The organism is Acinetobacter legionensis (assembly GCF_048551735.1).
GTDB lineage: Bacteria > Pseudomonadota > Gammaproteobacteria > Pseudomonadales > Moraxellaceae > Acinetobacter.
This window is the reverse complement of record NZ_JBIMBV010000004.1, coordinates 94,133-110,052: the sequence shown is the minus strand read 5'-3', so window position 1 is coordinate 110,052 and position 15,920 is coordinate 94,133. Positions and strand designations below refer to the sequence as shown.

9 protein-coding genes are annotated in these 15,920 nt (G+C 37.8%); 6 read left to right on the top strand and 3 right to left on the bottom strand.

The window, feature by feature from the left end:
* Positions 1-82: 82 nt before the first annotated feature.
* A complete protein-coding gene (gene coq7, locus ACG9ZL_RS04990) occupies positions 83-718 on the bottom strand; it encodes a 2-polyprenyl-3-methyl-6-methoxy-1,4-benzoquinone monooxygenase (protein ID WP_004720993.1) in 636 nt (211 codons plus the stop codon).
* Between the two features lies 1 nt (position 719).
* The gene (locus ACG9ZL_RS04985) at positions 720-2,039 is read right to left on the bottom strand and encodes an MFS transporter (RefSeq protein WP_419359276.1); all 1,320 of its coding nucleotides are present in this window, start codon (positions 2,037-2,039) and stop codon (positions 720-722) included.
* A 175-nt stretch (positions 2,040-2,214) separates the two neighbouring features.
* Here ACG9ZL_RS04985 and ACG9ZL_RS04980 point away from each other — a divergent pair, with 175 nt between their 5' ends.
* Positions 2,215-4,959 (top strand): autotransporter assembly complex protein TamA, encoded by a 2,745-nt coding sequence (locus tag ACG9ZL_RS04980; protein WP_419359274.1) that lies wholly within the window; start codon positions 2,215-2,217, stop codon positions 4,957-4,959.
* A gap of 35 nt (positions 4,960-4,994) precedes the next feature.
* On the top strand, positions 4,995-9,524 hold the full coding sequence (locus ACG9ZL_RS04975; RefSeq protein WP_419359272.1) for a translocation/assembly module TamB domain-containing protein: 4,530 nt from the start codon (positions 4,995-4,997) through the stop codon (positions 9,522-9,524).
* A gap of 373 nt (positions 9,525-9,897) precedes the next feature.
* Here the strand turns inward: ACG9ZL_RS04975 and ACG9ZL_RS04970 are convergent, their stop codons facing one another.
* Complete coding sequence (locus ACG9ZL_RS04970) at positions 9,898-11,526, bottom strand: long-chain-fatty-acid--CoA ligase (RefSeq protein WP_419359270.1); 1,629 nt, start codon at positions 11,524-11,526, stop codon at positions 9,898-9,900.
* Positions 11,527-12,258: 732 nt separating this feature from the next.
* Between ACG9ZL_RS04970 and ACG9ZL_RS04965 the strand changes: the two genes are divergently transcribed.
* From ACG9ZL_RS04965 to ACG9ZL_RS04950, 4 genes are all read left to right on the top strand, one after another.
* Positions 12,259-12,471, top strand: a complete 213-nt coding sequence (locus ACG9ZL_RS04965; RefSeq protein ID WP_419327414.1) for a hypothetical protein — start codon at positions 12,259-12,261, stop codon at positions 12,469-12,471.
* Between the two features lie 152 nt (positions 12,472-12,623).
* On the top strand, positions 12,624-13,331 hold the full coding sequence (locus ACG9ZL_RS04960) for a hypothetical protein (RefSeq protein WP_419359269.1): 708 nt from the start codon (positions 12,624-12,626) through the stop codon (positions 13,329-13,331).
* 34 nt (positions 13,332-13,365) lie between these two features.
* Positions 13,366-14,331, top strand: coding sequence for a 2-hydroxyacid dehydrogenase (locus ACG9ZL_RS04955; protein ID WP_419327416.1), 966 nt, complete (start codon positions 13,366-13,368; stop codon positions 14,329-14,331).
* Positions 14,332-14,503: 172 nt separating this feature from the next.
* Entirely contained in the window at positions 14,504-15,901 is a 1,398-nt protein-coding gene (locus ACG9ZL_RS04950) for a M48 family metalloprotease (RefSeq protein ID WP_419330590.1), read from the top strand.
* The last annotated feature ends 19 nt before the right edge of the window (positions 15,902-15,920 follow it).

Here is a 15,920-nt window from a genome sequence, read left to right as displayed (position 1 = left end):
GTTAAACAGAACTTAGTAAAATGCTAAAAAACAAGCCCAGCAAGTGGGCTTGTAAATCAGTTAAATCATGCTGTGAGATAAATTAGATAAAATAACTGGTCTTGGTCATCAGTTTAGAAATAGCAGTCATGGTGATCTTCACTGGAATAGGCAGCTCTACACCACCAGCAGTTAATGCTGTATCACGATGATGCAGTTCATCTTCATTCATCTGCACCAATATTTTACGTGAGCGCTCGTCTTGAGCTGGAAGCTGACTGATATGGTGTTGTAAATGTAAGCTGACTTGGCGTTCAGTTTCAGCCACAAAACCTAAACTGTATTTATCACCTGCAATGCCAGCAAGCGCACCCATACCAAAAGAAAGACCGTACCATACAGGATTCAGCAAACTGGTATGACTGTCGAGCTCTTTTAAACGATCTTCACACCAAGCCAAATGATCTTGTTCTTCAATTGCTGCAAATTCCATTTCACGACGTACATTTGGAAGTTTGGCTGTTAATGCTTGCCCATGATAAAGCGCTTGAGCACAGACTTCACCACTATGGTTAACGCGCATTAAGCCTGCAACATGACGTGCTTCACTGACAGCCAGCTTAGTTTCGACTGCATTGGATGGATTGCTTCTTTGTGCCGAAGTTGCACCAGGTACTAAACTTCTTAAAGCTTGGTCAAATGAATTGATCAATTTATCGATGCCAGTATATTGACGCATATTAGTCCTCCAAAGAAACCTGAGTTGTCGCTATTAATGGTTTTAAACGAATTAATAACCAAGTACTAAAAATAGCACTCAGCACAGCTGTGATACAGAATAAGATTTTAATATCTATTTTCAAAATACTTAAGATGAGAATAGAAAAAATTGCCGATGAAACCATGAATATTGCATTAAAAATATTGTTTGCCGCAACCACACGTGCACGGTGAGATTTTGGGGCATAGGCTTGCATCATGGCATAAAGTGGAACGATATAAAAACCTCCACTTATGCCCAATAAGGTGACTGCAAGCATGACATGATAATAAATTGCCCCTGAATTAAACATATCAGAAATCGCAATCAGATCACCGGTACGTTCTGGAACAAAAGCCAAACTAGTTGCTAAATAGAGTGCAAATAGCGTTAAGCCAATCGCACCAAGCGGTACCATTTTGATATTCACTTCTGCACCGCCAATTTTACGGCACAGTAACGAACCTACGCCAATGCCGACAGAAAAAAATGTAAGCAATAAACTAACAACATTTTCATTGGCATGTAGGTTTTGCTGTGTTAACTGCGGGATTTGTGTGAGATAAGTTGCACCATAAAACCAGTACCAAGAATTGCCTAAAAGTACGATAAAAATTAACGGTAAACTTTTAGCATAGCGGATGGTTTGGAAACTGGTACGAAAGAAATTCCAATCGATCTCTAAGTCTTCATTTGAAGTAGATTGTTTAAGGACAAAACGACTGGATAAATAACCTACTACTGCAATAGATACGATGGTTAAGCAAATCCAGATCATATTGCCTTGTGACAGCGAAATGACTGCGCCGCCTAAAATCATCCCAATTAGAATCGCAATGGATGTGCCTGACTGAAACAGGGCATTACCAGACATCAGTTCATTGGGTTTTAAAATTTCAGGCAAAATCGCATATTTGATTGGCCCAAAAAAAGTACTATGCGTGCCCATTAAAAATAAGGCGAAGAGTAAAATCCAAAGATTACCCAATAAAAAACCTGCTGAGGCGATCAGCATGATGATGATTTCTAAAATTTTAATACTTCGGACTAAAAATGAGCGTTCGTATTTATCTGCAATTTGACCTGCGGTCGCAGAGAAGATGAAATAGGGTAGAATAAACAGTAACGCAGCGAGATTGTTGAGTGTACTGATATTGGCAGACTGATGATGAATCCAACCATAGGTAATGACGAGTAATAATGATTGTTTATAAACATTATCATTCAGGGCGCCAAAAAACTGGGTAAGGAACATCGGTAAAAAACGTCTTGTCCCTAAAATATGCTCATTTTTTTCCATTGTAGACGACTTCATTTAGTTATATATAAGAAATGTGTTGAAATGGTAACTATCTCTCAAAATCATGTATCATGTTTTTAACTTAAATCATGTGTAAAACCAATTGGTTTGGGTATTTGAAAGATTTTTAATAATTGATCTTTCTACAAATAAATTTAGGTCATTCGAGCTTGGTATGCCAGCAAAAATTAATTTTAAAAAATCTGTGCTTTCACATAGTGTACATTTACACTTTGACCGTTATCATATCAATAAACTGATATGTTCAAGTGTTTTTTTAAGTGTTTTTGCGATCCCTGTCAGTTATGCCGATCAAATACAAAGCAATCAGAACTTGCCATCAAGCTCTGAAACCATCAGTACAAGTTCTGAAAAAATCAGCAATACTCAAGAACAATTAGAATCAGCGGCCATTCAACAAGGCGTATCCAACGAAAAGATCGACCAGTTAGATCAGAAAATTCAACAAGCTCAACAAACTGATCAAATAGATAGCGTTAAAATGCTTGAACAACAAGAAAAAAATATGGGGGTGCAAGATGATTTTAAGCCGATCCAATTTGAAGATCTTGAAGAGTTACCTGCTGTTGCTGTGGATCAGTCTTTAGCAAATGAAATTTATAAAGTTGCAGAAGATGCAAAAACGGATGCACAGAATTTTCGTAATGGGGTGACCAAAGCACCTCAAGTTGAAGTGACTAATGCGACCCAGCAAGAATTGAATGAAATTACGCAAGCGCCGGTCAATGTTGATGAACTTATACAAACTATTCGTGCAGACAACAAAATTTCTGTAGAAGAAAATCAATCGGGTAAAACTTTGGTTGATAATACACAGAGTAATACTGATGAAGAAAAGGCTAAACCTGGCTTCTTTAAAAGTTTAGTCAATAAAATTCGTGGACCACAAGACAACGGTGTACCAATTCCAAAAATCGGTGTCTCAGTGACGGGTGCGCCTGCGGTTCTTGCAACTAATTTAAAAGCAAAGTTAGGCACCTTTACCCAAGAAGCATATTCTGATTTTAACGGTTCAGTACCACAGTTGAGAACACTCGCTGTACAGGCTGCCCAAGCGGTGGGCTATTACAATGCGGAATTCAAATTTAGCAAAATTGATGATACTCATTTAGGTGTTAAAGTCACGCCACATGATCCAGTCAAAGTGGCTGAACAAAATATTGAGTTTACTGGGGCAGGTTCTAAACTGGCACAGTTCCAAGTTATTGGCGTACTTCCTGATTTAGAAGAAGGTGATATTCTCAATCACGGCGCCTATGAATCTACAAAAAGCCGAATTGTGGATGCAGCCTCAAATAACGGATTTTTTGATGGTTATTGGCGTTTACATGATGTCAAAGTTGAGCAACCGCAAAACAAAGCCAAAATTGATTTAAAATACGAAACGGGTGATCGTTATAAATTGCAAGATGTGGAGTTTAGAATGAGTGATCCTTCTAAGCCACTCCCGATTGATTTAAAAATACTAAAAACCTTAGCACCGTGGGAAGATGGAGCGGATTATACCGCATGGCGTGTCAATGGTTTGGCCAACAACTTAACCAACTCGCGTTATTTTAACTATACCTTGGTTGATGCGGTTAAGCCGGATGCAATTGTAAAACCACTTGAACTTCCCGCAGACCTGCAAGCCTTAGTGGACCAGCAGAAAATTACTGAAACTACATTGTCTGCTCAAACCAATGCAGATAAAGCACATTTGTCAGATAAAGAAGTGACTCAAAATGTGGTCAATGAAAATCAGTTTGCGGGGACGCAAGGGGAAGAAGTCAATCCAAACTTAAAGCAGCTTCAAGCGCAACAGAAAGAAAAAGAATCAGATGAAGATCTACTCAAAGATCAGGCTCGTGAGAATAAAAAGATCCCAGTGATCGTGACCTTAAATGCGGACCGCTTAAACAGCTTAGAAACGGGTATTGGTTATGGGACGGATACGGGCGTACGTTTACGTGGTCAATATAGACGTGCGATTGTCAATCATCTGGGACATTCTTTTGATGCCAATATGGAATTGTCAGAAATCCGCCAAGCTATTGATGCTCGTTATAACATTCCTTATAAACATCCACTAAATGATTACTTTAGTCTAGTTGCAGGTTATGAACGCGAAACTCGTGATGGTATTGGTAATGACATGGACTTGGTCATCGAGTCTGCTGTTGCTGGGGTTGACCGTATTATTAAAGGTTCAAGAAAAGAGTGGCAACATATTCTAGGTGTGCGTTACCGTTTAGACCGTGTCACTCAAAATGGCCCTGTAGATATTGCCAATATTCCTGACGCTTTTTTAATTCCTGGCTCTAATCAAGAACAACAGTCATTGTTATTGGGTTATGAAGCAACCAAAACAACCAGTGATAATCGTATCAATCCAACACGAGGATATAAACAAAGTTATAAAATTCAGCTTGGAAGTCAATCCTTACTTTCAGATACTGATATGGCAATTACGAGCGCGGATTGGAAAGGCTTATATTCGTTCGGTGAAAATGATAATCATCAGTTTGTAGGTGGCTTAAATGTTGGTTATATTTTTGCTAAGGATTTTGAAAAAGTTCCTTATAATTTAAGATACTTTGCTGGTGGCGATCAAAGTTTACGAGGTTTTGACTATAAGAGCCTCTCCCCAACAGAATATGGCTATAAAGTGGGTGGTCAAGGTTTGGCTGTTGGGTCATTGGAATACAATTACCAATTTAAAGAGGGTTGGCGTGGAGCTATATTCAGCGATTTTGGTAATGCTTACGATAAATCATTTAGTAACGATACCCAATATAGCTTAGGCTTAGGAATACGTTGGAAGTCACCAATTGGTCCGATTCGTATTGATGTTGCATCAGGTGTTTCAGATCCTGCACATCCAATTCGACTGCACTTCTTTATTGGTTCACAACTTTAATTAACTAAAAATATAAGAGAAATACTGGAAATATTATGGCTGATGAAGAACATCAAGATGTTCAAAATGATCAACTAAAGCAAGAGCAAGCTCCGAAGAAGCGTAATATATTACGTAATATTCTGATGTCATTGCTTTTGGTCATTATTTTATTGATTGCTGCATTGGCTGTGATGTTTAGTACCGATAAAGGCAGTAAGTTTTTATTGGATCGGGTAGCTTCAAGTCAGAAAATTATTGATTATCAATATGAAAGTGGAAATCTACTTCAAGGGATTATTCTAAAAAATGTTTTGGTTACCTTGAGTTCGGTTGATGTCAAAATTGATCGTGCAGATATTTCATTAGGTTGGAGAGCAATATTAGACAAAGAAATTCATCTCAGCCATGCCGATGTCAATAATTTAAGAATTATCAGTAAAACCCCTCCAAGTGATGAGCCATTTAAATTTAGCGAAATCAAACTACCTTTTGTTTTACGTTTAGATGAGGCAAATGTAGATCACATGCAGTTTCAAACATCATCTACAAAAATTGATTTTAAGGATATTCATTTAGAAAACGCATTGTGGTCTGGTACAGAGCTTAAATTTGAAAACTCTAAAATGGACATGGGCTATCTATCTGTAAAAGACGCAACAGGTAATATGGACTTTAAACAAGGAGATTATCCGCTTAATGCTAAAGCTATTTTAAAAATCCCAAGTTTAAAAAGTTTAAATGTTGAAGATATTTATGTACATGCGCGCGGCTCACTCGACACTATTAAAGCTGGCGTTGCAACCAAAACTCCCGATCTTTTAACAGGTTGGGCAGTAATTCACCCAATGCGTCACGATGTTCCAATGAATGGTGCTTTGGTGTTTAAAGATTATCACTGGCCGCTGTTACAGGAACAAGAATTACTTTCTAAAAATGGTTTGGCAAAATTCCATGGTGATGTTAAAGGCCTAAACCTAGATATCAATACTGATATCAGTGGTAAAAATATTCCGCAAGGTCAATATACTGCTTTAGCGCATACCGATTTAACCAATCAGTTGAATATTAACAACTTAAATGGTCAATTGATGGGTGGTGCTTTAAATCTTGCTGGCTTGGTGAGTTGGCAAGATCATGTACATTGGGATGTGCAAGGTCGTTTAGATCGAATTAATCCAAAAGATAAAATTATTCCACAAGTGATTCAAGACTTTTTACCTGTTTCACTTGATGCCAAAATTGGATCAGTAGGTGCACTTAAACAAGGTATGCATTTAACCGCCAATGTGGATTTTGACAAATATGAAGCTTGGAACGTTAAATTAGATCAAGCTGAACAAAAGGGTAAAAAGCCTGAACCTATGTTATTGGGTGTGAACTGGAAAAATATTGACCGAGCAGTGCCTTATGTTGGTTGGTTGAGTAGTGAACAAGGTCAGGTTGAAGTTGCACTGGTTGATGATCAGCAAAACATTCATGTGGCAACCGTTGTGCGTCAGCATGAAAAAGGCAGTTTGCCTGAGGGTAAATACACAGCTCAGCTGGACTTAAAAGGTAATGATTTACATGTCCCTGCATTTGAATATGTGGCTGCTAAAGGCAGTTTATCTGGGAATGCAGTTGTGGAATTACCAACTGAAAAACGTCAGTTAAAATGGAATGCTTTGTTAAATGCAAAAGATTTCAATCCACAAAGTATCATTGCAACTGCACCAGTAGATTTAATCAATGGACAAATAAAAGCCAATGGATTTGCAAAACCAAATCAACAACTGATTAACTTTGATGCGATTAATTTAACAGGTAGACTCGCAAATCAAGCCAATCCTGAAACAATCCAATTGACTGGTAAAAGTACTGCAGCAGTTATTTTCAATGACGCCAATGCCGGTGGTGCTTTTAAAGGCTTTGCAGTGAATTATGATGGTGCATTAAATGCATCACAGATGAAACAAGGTAGTGGTTTGTTGAAGATTAGAGTTTCGGGTACACCTGAGCTAATCAAAATATCTGAGCTACAACATGATGGTATTGCAGGAAAAATTTTAGCCAATGGTTTGGTTCATATCAGTAATGGTATCGGTTGGGACATCAATGCATCTTTGGTGCGTTTTAAACCGCAGTATTTTGTCTCTTCTGTACGTGGTGAAATCTCTGGTAATGTGAAGACTCAGGGGAATTGGTCAGATCGTATGAAGAAAATCAATATTCAACAATTGAATATTGCAGGCATGATCAATAATAAGCCATTGAGAGGGCGTGGTAACCTTGCAGTCGTTTTGAATTCTGATTTAAAGGGTCTCATGCCACAGCAATTTGAGGCAAATAATTTATTTTTGTCTTATGCCAACAATCAAGTACAGGCTACAGGAAATGCACAGAATCTAAGATTAAAAGTCAATGCACCTGCATTATATGAGCTTTATCCAGGATTACGTGGTACAGCTTATGGTTATTTAAATTTACAAGCCCAGCCGCGTTTGAGTGCAACTGCCAACCTCACTGTCGATAATTTTAGTTTTAATGACAGTTTAAGCATTAAAAAATTAAGCTTGAAAGGTGAACTGCCAACCTCAGAAACTGTAGCTTCTAAAATGGTTGCGCAAATGGATACTTTGCGTAGTGGGAATCGTGAAATCCAGCATGCAGGGATTACACTTTCAGGAACTCGTAAAGCACATTTATTGCAGATTCAGGCGTGGAATTATTATTCTAAGTTCTATGTGCAACTTGCAGGCGGATTTAATGCCCAAAACGATTGGTTAGGTCAGATTCAGAAAGGCGAATTTGACTCTGTAAGAGCGCATTTATTGCAACAGCAAAATGCACCGGTCATTTTTAATGCCTCAAAATCGGAGCTATATGTAGGTCAACATTGTTGGTCAAGCCAGCAAAGCCAATTGTGTTTTGATCAACCCATACGTGCAAGTCAGCAAAATGGTAATGTTTCGTTCCTCACCAAGAATCTGGATCTGAATGATTTTGCAGCATTTATGCCAGAAGGTTTAGCATTAACTGGCAAATTAAATGGTTATGCAAAAGCATCATGGGCTAAAGGTGCACAACCTAAACTGGATGCTAAACTTGTTACCCGTAATGGGCAAATTGGTATTGCTGCTGAAGATCCTAATGACCCTTCGACTTCAATGAACTATGACGAAGCCAGTGTAATTGCGAAAAGCATAAAAGATGGATTGTTATTACGTGTTGATTTGAAAGCTCCTAATGTGGGGACGGGATATGCCAGCGTTATTGTGAACCCATATGTGGCGTCTAAGCCGATGCGTGGAGAGGTAGCATTTAACGAAGTTCAGTTGAAAATATTAAAACCGTTTATAGCCGATGTTCGTAAACTCGATGGAACGTTATCACTTGCAGGCAAAATTAACGGGACACTCACACAGCCATTGTTTGATGGTGAAATGCGATTGAAAAATGGTGAAATTAGTATGATTTCACTGCCTGTGAACTTAAATAATGTTCAGATTTACACTTCAATTCGTCAAGATGTTGCAACAATTAATGGTGCTTTTAATAGTGGTCGTGGTGTAGGTAAAATTAGCGGTAGTATCGATTGGAAAAATGACCCTCATGTACAATTACGTTTAAATGGCGATAAATTGCTGATTCGTCAAGCACCGCTCATTACTGCAATTGTTGATACAGATATCGAATTGGATGCATTACCTTTAAGTAAAAAAATTACAGTGAAAGGTAAGGTTGATGTTCCTAGTGCATTAATTTCAATGCCTGAATCAAGTGCAACAGTAGTCAATGTATCACCTGATGTTCGTATTGTGAAAGAAGGTCAAAATCAGTTGGCTGTGCTTAAAGCAGCACAACCGTGGTCTATACGTGCAGATGTCTCGGTAAACTTAGGTGATAAGGTGATTTTCCAAGGGTTTAACAGTCGTATTCCATTGGTTGGACGTCTATACCTGTCTCAACGCGGTTTAGAAACTGCGATGCGTGCCAATGGCGCAATTGGTGTTAGTCAGAAAGTAACCGTTGAGGCTTATGGTCAACGCTTGGATTTGAATCGTGCGATTGCTCGTTTTAATGGACCATTGTCCAATCCTACATTAGATGTCGATACCAATAAGAGTATTTCTGGAAGCACAGTAGGACTTCGTATTACAGGTACTGCTTCAAGTCCAAATATCCAAGTTTATAACGATGCTGGACTGTCAGATCAGGAAGCAATGAATGCTTTAATCACAGGACGTATTAATGAAGGTTCGAGTGGTTTAAGTAATGCTGAAGGCTTTAAATCGGATGTAAACAATACTATTGCGGCAGCAGGGATTAGTCTGGGTCTAGGTGGAACGCGAGCATTTACCAATCAAATTGGACGTACTTTTGGTTTAAGTGGTTTATCTTTTGATGCGCAGGGTACAGGTGATGATACTCAGGTCAGTTTGACTGGATATATTACGCCAGACTTGTATATTCGTTATGGTGTGGGGGTATTTACACCAGTGAATAAACTGACTTTACGTTATCAAATGAATAAACGTTTGTATTTGGAAGCAAGTCAGTCCTTAGAAAAAGCCATTGATGTGTTCTATCATTGGCGGTTCTAGACATTGATAAAACATTTTAGATGCGATTGGCATTGAAATGTAGTTGAACAATATTGAAAAACTCGGATTTCGATCCGAGTTTTTTATGCTTATATAAAATGAGATGAGTCATTGAGGTAAACCGCGCAGATCGTTAAATGGTTTGAATGTGCGTAGCGCAAAATATTGTACATACGATTGAAAAGCCAAAAAAATGTATATGTTAGGAGTATTTATCTTGTATTTATTTTGCTTATTTAAGCTAGTTGTTCAAAGTGAATCATTGGTTTAAATATCTAGTTTTTTTTTGTGAAATAGAAAAAGCCCAATGGCACATTGGGCTTTTCAATTCGATATGATTCGTTAGTAATTCTTTAAAGCTTATTCAAAGGATTTATTCCGTTAATAACACATCACTATATTGTTCACGTAAATCACGCTTTAACATCTTGCCAGTACCTGTTAAAGGAATGGAATCTACAAAAATGACTTTGTCTGGGATTTGCCATTTTGCAATTTTATCTGCATAGTAATCCAGTAAATCTTGTTCAGTAATGTGAGTACCTTGTTGTTTAATCGCAATTACCACAGGGCGTTCATCCCATTTCGGGTGGTTTGCTGCAATTACAGCAGCCATAGCAATTTCAGGATGATTCATAGCAATGTTTTCAAGCTCAACAGAAGAAATCCACTCGCCACCTGATTTAATTAAATCTTTGGCACGATCGCTTAGCAGTAGATAGCCATCCTCATTAATCGTAGCGATATCACCAGTATCAAACCAACCATCAGCACTTAACGCTTTTTCAGATTTTCCATAATAAGATTCAATAATCCAATGACCTTTTACTTGCAAATTCCCAGTGCTATGTCCATCACGAGCAACTTCATGTGTGCCATTTTCTTCATCGGTAATACGTAAATCTACGCCAAAAGGTGGGCGACCTTGCGATAAGCGAACTTTGAATTGTTCTTCTTCACTTAAATTTAGGTGTTTGGCTTTGAGTTGGTTACCTGTGCCCAATGGGCTCATTTCAGTCATGCCCCATGCATGAATAGTTTCGCAATGATAAATGTCTTTAAATGCTTTCATCATCGCAGGTGGGCAGGCTGAACCGCCAACGACATTGCGTTTAAGGCTTTCAAGAGTACTACCAGATTGTTTTGCTGCTGCAAGCAAGCCTTGCCAAATGGTTGGTACACCAAGCGCAATGCTGACTTTATATTCATCAATCATTTGTACTAAGCTGCCGCCATCTAAACCTGGCCCCGGGAGTATCAATGTACAACCAACCATAGCTGCGGCATAAGGTGTACCCCAAGCATTGACATGGAACATTGGAACAACAGGTAACATAATATCTTTTGCAGATAAATTTAGAGAGTCGGGTAGTGCGATCGCATAGGTATGTAAAATGGTTGAGCGATGACTATATAATGCGCCTTTGGGGTTACCTGTTGTCCCTGAGGTATAGCATAGTGAGCTTGCGGTATTTTCCTCAAAATCTGGCCACTGGTACTGTACTGAATGTTCTGCAATCAGCACATCATAGAATTTAACCTCTGGGAGGGCATCAGCAATATCTTGGTCAAAAGCACCCAGATAGACGAAATGCTCTACATTAGGGGTAAGGGCTTTCACAGCTTTGATTAGTGGTAAAAATGTTTTATCAAATAAAACTACTTTATCTTGAGCATCATTGATAATAAAGATTAATTGTTCAGGAAAGAGTCTAGGGTTAATGGTATGGCAGACCAAACCACTTCCGGAAATTGCATACCAAGATTCAAGATGACGATGATTATTCCATGCAATCGTTGCAACTCGGTCGCCTAAACCTAAACCCAGTCCAGCAAGCGCATTGGCAAAGCGTTTCGCGTTTTCACTTACATGTGTCCAATCTGTTTTTGTAATCGTACCATCAGTATTTTTTGAAATAATCGCAGTATCACCATGATAACGAGTAGCATGCTCAATGAGGCTACTGATTAATAATGGTTGCTGCATCATACGTCCTTGCATATAAAATTCCTTTATAATCTTGTTGATAGGCTTAAATTGTTTTTTTCTCTGAAGCTCTCTAAGTGAAAAAAATTGTTAAATAAAAAAAGCTATCATTTCATCCTATATAAAAGTCAGATTAAATCAAGCTTAAAAACAATATATTTTTGCAATATTTTTATAGTTTTAACCAAGAAAAAACAATAACTTAGTTGGATTATCACGATTTGAAAATTTGATGATGAAATTTGCGGTATCAGACTAAAGAACTAGGAAAAAGTATTACTCAGATATATGTAGATATGCTAAACATATCACATGTCTTGTTAAGGCATTGATGTTTTAGGATGAAACTATATTGGTGTAAGATATTAAAAGGAGTTTTAAAATGTTTCAAAAAATCAGAAAATTATTGTGTATCCACAGTTTTGAATATGAAATTGGACATAATAGTGTGGTGAAAGAGTGTCGTAAGTGTGGTGCTCATCATTAATTTTCTAGAAGCGATTGCAAAATATCACTATATTATGATCATACGAGAAAATATGGTGATATTTAGAAAGCGTTACCTCTCTAAATGAAAATAATAAAAATCTAGTTTGTAAGATTATCTATTCATCCTTATGTTCATCGGCGTACTCGGTTGATTGCTTATGTCTTGTATATGTTTAATGCTTAAGCCTGTTTTTTTTAAGGTGTTGCTAAATTTGCGTTAGAATAACGCTATTCTTCTTTTATTGTCTTTGAATCATAATGTCTAAAGATTTTTTAGCTGAAAATTATATTGTCGATGAACATCTTGCTGATACTTTAAATTGGTTATGCCAACATCAAGATTGTTATGATGCTTTTCAATTTGATGTGTTGACTCAAGAACTCAAAGTTGATCATGCCAATGGTACAGATATCATTCGTCAGGGGATGTATCTTACGGCAAAGTACGGAATTTTAATCACATCTTTATAGTGAGTTGGTGCTCAATGATTGTCGCTAAAATCAGCATGTAACATCTTCTTGCGCTTAAATTTAATTTATCGTGTTTTTTTACTTTGATTAGTGCGACAAAAAAGTCAAAACACAGCTAAAATATAGCTTGAATAGTGTGTATTGAATCCATAATGAATATGAATGTATCAGAACATCAGCGTAGCATTTTGGCTACGATGGGAATAGAGCTTTGGATCCCCAAGGTTGATGTTCAAACACGTCATTATGAAAATGCGCTATACCGTGATATTGCTCAAGTTGAACAGAATATTGCTGTTGTGCCTGAGTTGAACATTCATTCAACTCAATCTAATGCAAAACTAGAAAATCAAAATGTACATCCGTCACAGATTGAAAAAGCACATCAGCCTGAAGTTTCTCTATTAAAACGAAATCCTGAAACAAAGCAAACTGAAGAAGTTTCAGCACCTGAGCAAATTCAGCAACAGACAAACTTTACTGTTGAGCCTGCATTACAAATTGCGCCATTTGAAATCCAAGCCTATTGCATTGAAAGCTGTGTCATCTTTGTTGATTGTACTCAAGTCAGCACTGACCAATTCACGCTATGGAGCAATATACAGCAAGCCTTTGTAGGGCACTTTTATGATTTGAAATGGCCTTTTCCAATGGTGCAGCTTCAAGATGGAAGAGGGGCTGCGATATATATTCAAGGGTTTGTTGATGCCTTAAGACAAGAGCGCAAAGTCATCAGTCTTGGTCAATTGCCTTATTTAAATAATACTGAAATGTTCGAATTGGCAAGTTTACAAGAGATGATTGACCAACCTTTATTAAAACGCCGTCTATGGCAATTTATGCAAAATAAAGTGAATTAGCTTTAAAAATCTGTACTGAGAGGTTTTCTTGGATATGAATAAAAAAGTGGTTGTATTTAGTCAAATCGACTCAGAAGTTCAAGCAAAATTAGCAGAAAAATATCAGTTGGTTGTATTGAATCCTAAGCAAGGAGATATCAATGTACAAATTCGTCAAGCAGTTGTTGATGCGGATGCAATGATTGGTGCGGGTCGTTTGCTTAATGAAAGCAATATCGCAACTGCAGAAAAATTAAAAATTATTTCCTCTGTTAGTGTGGGCTATGATAATTACGATGTTGATTATTTAAATCAAAAGAAAATCTGGCTGTCGAATACACCACATGTATTAACAGAAACGACCGCGGATTTAGCCTTTACTTTGTTAATGAGTGCTGCACGTAAAGTGCCAAGTCTAGATCACTGGACCAAACAAGGTGAGTGGCAGCGTACAGTCAATGCGACACAATTTGGTCAAGAAATTTTCGGTAAAACTTTAGGAATAATCGGTTTAGGTCATATCGGTGCAGCTATTGCGCGACGTGGGTTTTATGGCTTTAATATGAATATTTTATATCATAATCGTCGTGAAAAAATCGAAGTGGCACAACAGTTTAATGCACAATATAAAAGTCTTGAAGCACTGCTAAAACAAGCCGATTTTGTTGTGGTCGCGGTAGATTTAAATAGCCAATCTAAAGCCTTAATCGGGACTCAAGAATTTGCTTTGATGCAAAAGCATGCTGTTTTTGTCAATATTGCTCGTGGTTCAGTAGTGGATGAATATGCATTAACAGAGGCTTTACGGAACCGTCAAATTTTTGCTGCGGGTCTAGATGTATACCAAAAAGAACCGTTGCAACAATCGCCATTGTTTGAGTTGGACAATGTCGTGACTTTACCGCATATCGGTTCAGCAACCGCCGAGACGCGTAAGAAAATGGCGGAACTGGCTTTTCAAAATTTAGTCGATGCTTTGGAACAACGCACACCAAGATATTTAGTCAATGAAAACTTTTAGTTGATGTTGAATGTTTGCTGACAATGCAAATTACATATGAAATGTTTACAGCCCCCTAACACTTCATTGCGAATTTGTACTAAATTCAATGTTATATTTAGAATATTAAAATAATTGGGATGATCAATTGAACAAGACCTTCCTCAGCCTTTGTCTCTGCTTAAGCACTTCAATGAGCTCAGCTGATGATTTTTTGCCAACTCAGAATAGTACTCAATTTGAAGTACCTGAGATTGGCAGTGGAGTAGGGTTTATTGATCAACAAAAAGAAAAAACCATTGGTGAAAAAGTTTATCGTCAAGTTCAACATCAAATGCCAGTTCTTCAAGATCCTTGGCTGGAAGACCAGTTTATGCTGGTTTTTTCAAAAATTCTCAGTCAGACCCAGCTTTCACAGCCAGTAGGCTTGGTGGTGATCAAAGATGCTCAGATCAATGCATTTGCAGTACCTGGCGGTATGTTTGCCCTAAATAGTGGAATGATTACAGCTTCAAGTAATATGGATGAAGTTGCCAGTGTGATGGGACATGAAATTGCCCATGTCACACAACGTCATTACAGCCGTTCACAAGAAGCATTTAAAGGGCAAGGTTTGTTGGCACTTGCTGGAATTATTGTCGGTGCTGCATTGGCGTCCAAAGCGGATGGTGATATTGGTGGGGCGGTGATGATGGGTACACAAGCTGCATTAATGGACAAGCAGCTCAGTTATAGTCGAAATCAAGAACGTGAAGCTGATCGGATTGGCATGCAGTTTATGTATGGTGCAGGATATGACCCAGAAAGTATGGCTGATTTCTTTGAAACCATGCATCGGTCTACCAGTCGTTTGAGTTTTTTACCTGATTTTTGGTTAACTCATCCTTTAACAACTGAGCGTATGAGTGAAGCAAGATTAAGGGCAAATCAATTTCCAAAAGTTCCTTTTCGTGCTCAACAATCTGATTTTAATATTATTAAATGGTATACCGCAGTGATTTCGGGACAGGCGACTGATCGTCAGTTGCTGGCTTTAGCACAATCCAATAATTTAGCGGGTTTATTGGCTTTAAGTGAATTTTATTTACTGCAGGGTGATTATGACAATGCGCAAACCCAGCTGAATTTAGCTAAGAAGGTTAACGCTGAGCATACGTTGGTTACATTGATTCAAACTGATATTTATTTAGGGCGAAATAAGCTAGACGATGCCTATCAAACTATCATCAGTAAGCAAATCATAACCCCAGAAAATCGTGCATTAAGTTATAAATTAGCTGAAGTTTATATTCGACAACAAAAGTCCAAAGAAGCTGAGCAACTGGTTAATCGCTTTGTGAATAAAAATAATAAGGACATTATTGGCTGGCAATTGTTACAACAAGCGGCAAATTTAGATAAAAAGAATCCAATGCGTACAGTCAATGTGCTAAGAAATCGGGCGGAAGTTCAATATTGGTCTGGTGATGAAGAAAATGCAATTAAATCACTTTTACATGCCAAGCGTTTGGCTAAAGAAAATAATGCGATGAGTGCCCGTATCGATACACGTTTAAAAGTGATGCAAGATGAACGGAAGCTAAAAATTTAAAAGCCTGGTTGAAACTCTA

Excerpts from the sequence above, each read along its gene's own strand:
- coq7 (WP_004720993.1), bottom strand. The coding sequence starts at position 718 with ATGCGTCAATATACTGGCATCGATAAATTGATCAATTCATTTGACCAA.
- ACG9ZL_RS04985 (WP_419359276.1), bottom strand. The coding sequence starts at position 2,039 with ATGGAAAAAAATGAGCATATTTTAGGGACAAGACGTTTTTTACCGATG.
- ACG9ZL_RS04980 (WP_419359274.1), top strand. The coding sequence starts at position 2,215 with ATGCCAGCAAAAATTAATTTTAAAAAATCTGTGCTTTCACATAGTGTA.
- ACG9ZL_RS04975 (WP_419359272.1), top strand. The coding sequence starts at position 4,995 with ATGGCTGATGAAGAACATCAAGATGTTCAAAATGATCAACTAAAGCAA.
- ACG9ZL_RS04970 (WP_419359270.1), bottom strand. The coding sequence starts at position 11,526 with ATGCAAGGACGTATGATGCAGCAACCATTATTAATCAGTAGCCTCATT.
- ACG9ZL_RS04965 (WP_419327414.1), top strand. The coding sequence starts at position 12,259 with ATGTCTAAAGATTTTTTAGCTGAAAATTATATTGTCGATGAACATCTT.
- ACG9ZL_RS04960 (WP_419359269.1), top strand. The coding sequence starts at position 12,624 with ATGAATATGAATGTATCAGAACATCAGCGTAGCATTTTGGCTACGATG.
- ACG9ZL_RS04955 (WP_419327416.1), top strand. The coding sequence starts at position 13,366 with ATGAATAAAAAAGTGGTTGTATTTAGTCAAATCGACTCAGAAGTTCAA.
- ACG9ZL_RS04950 (WP_419330590.1), top strand. The coding sequence starts at position 14,504 with ATGAGCTCAGCTGATGATTTTTTGCCAACTCAGAATAGTACTCAATTT.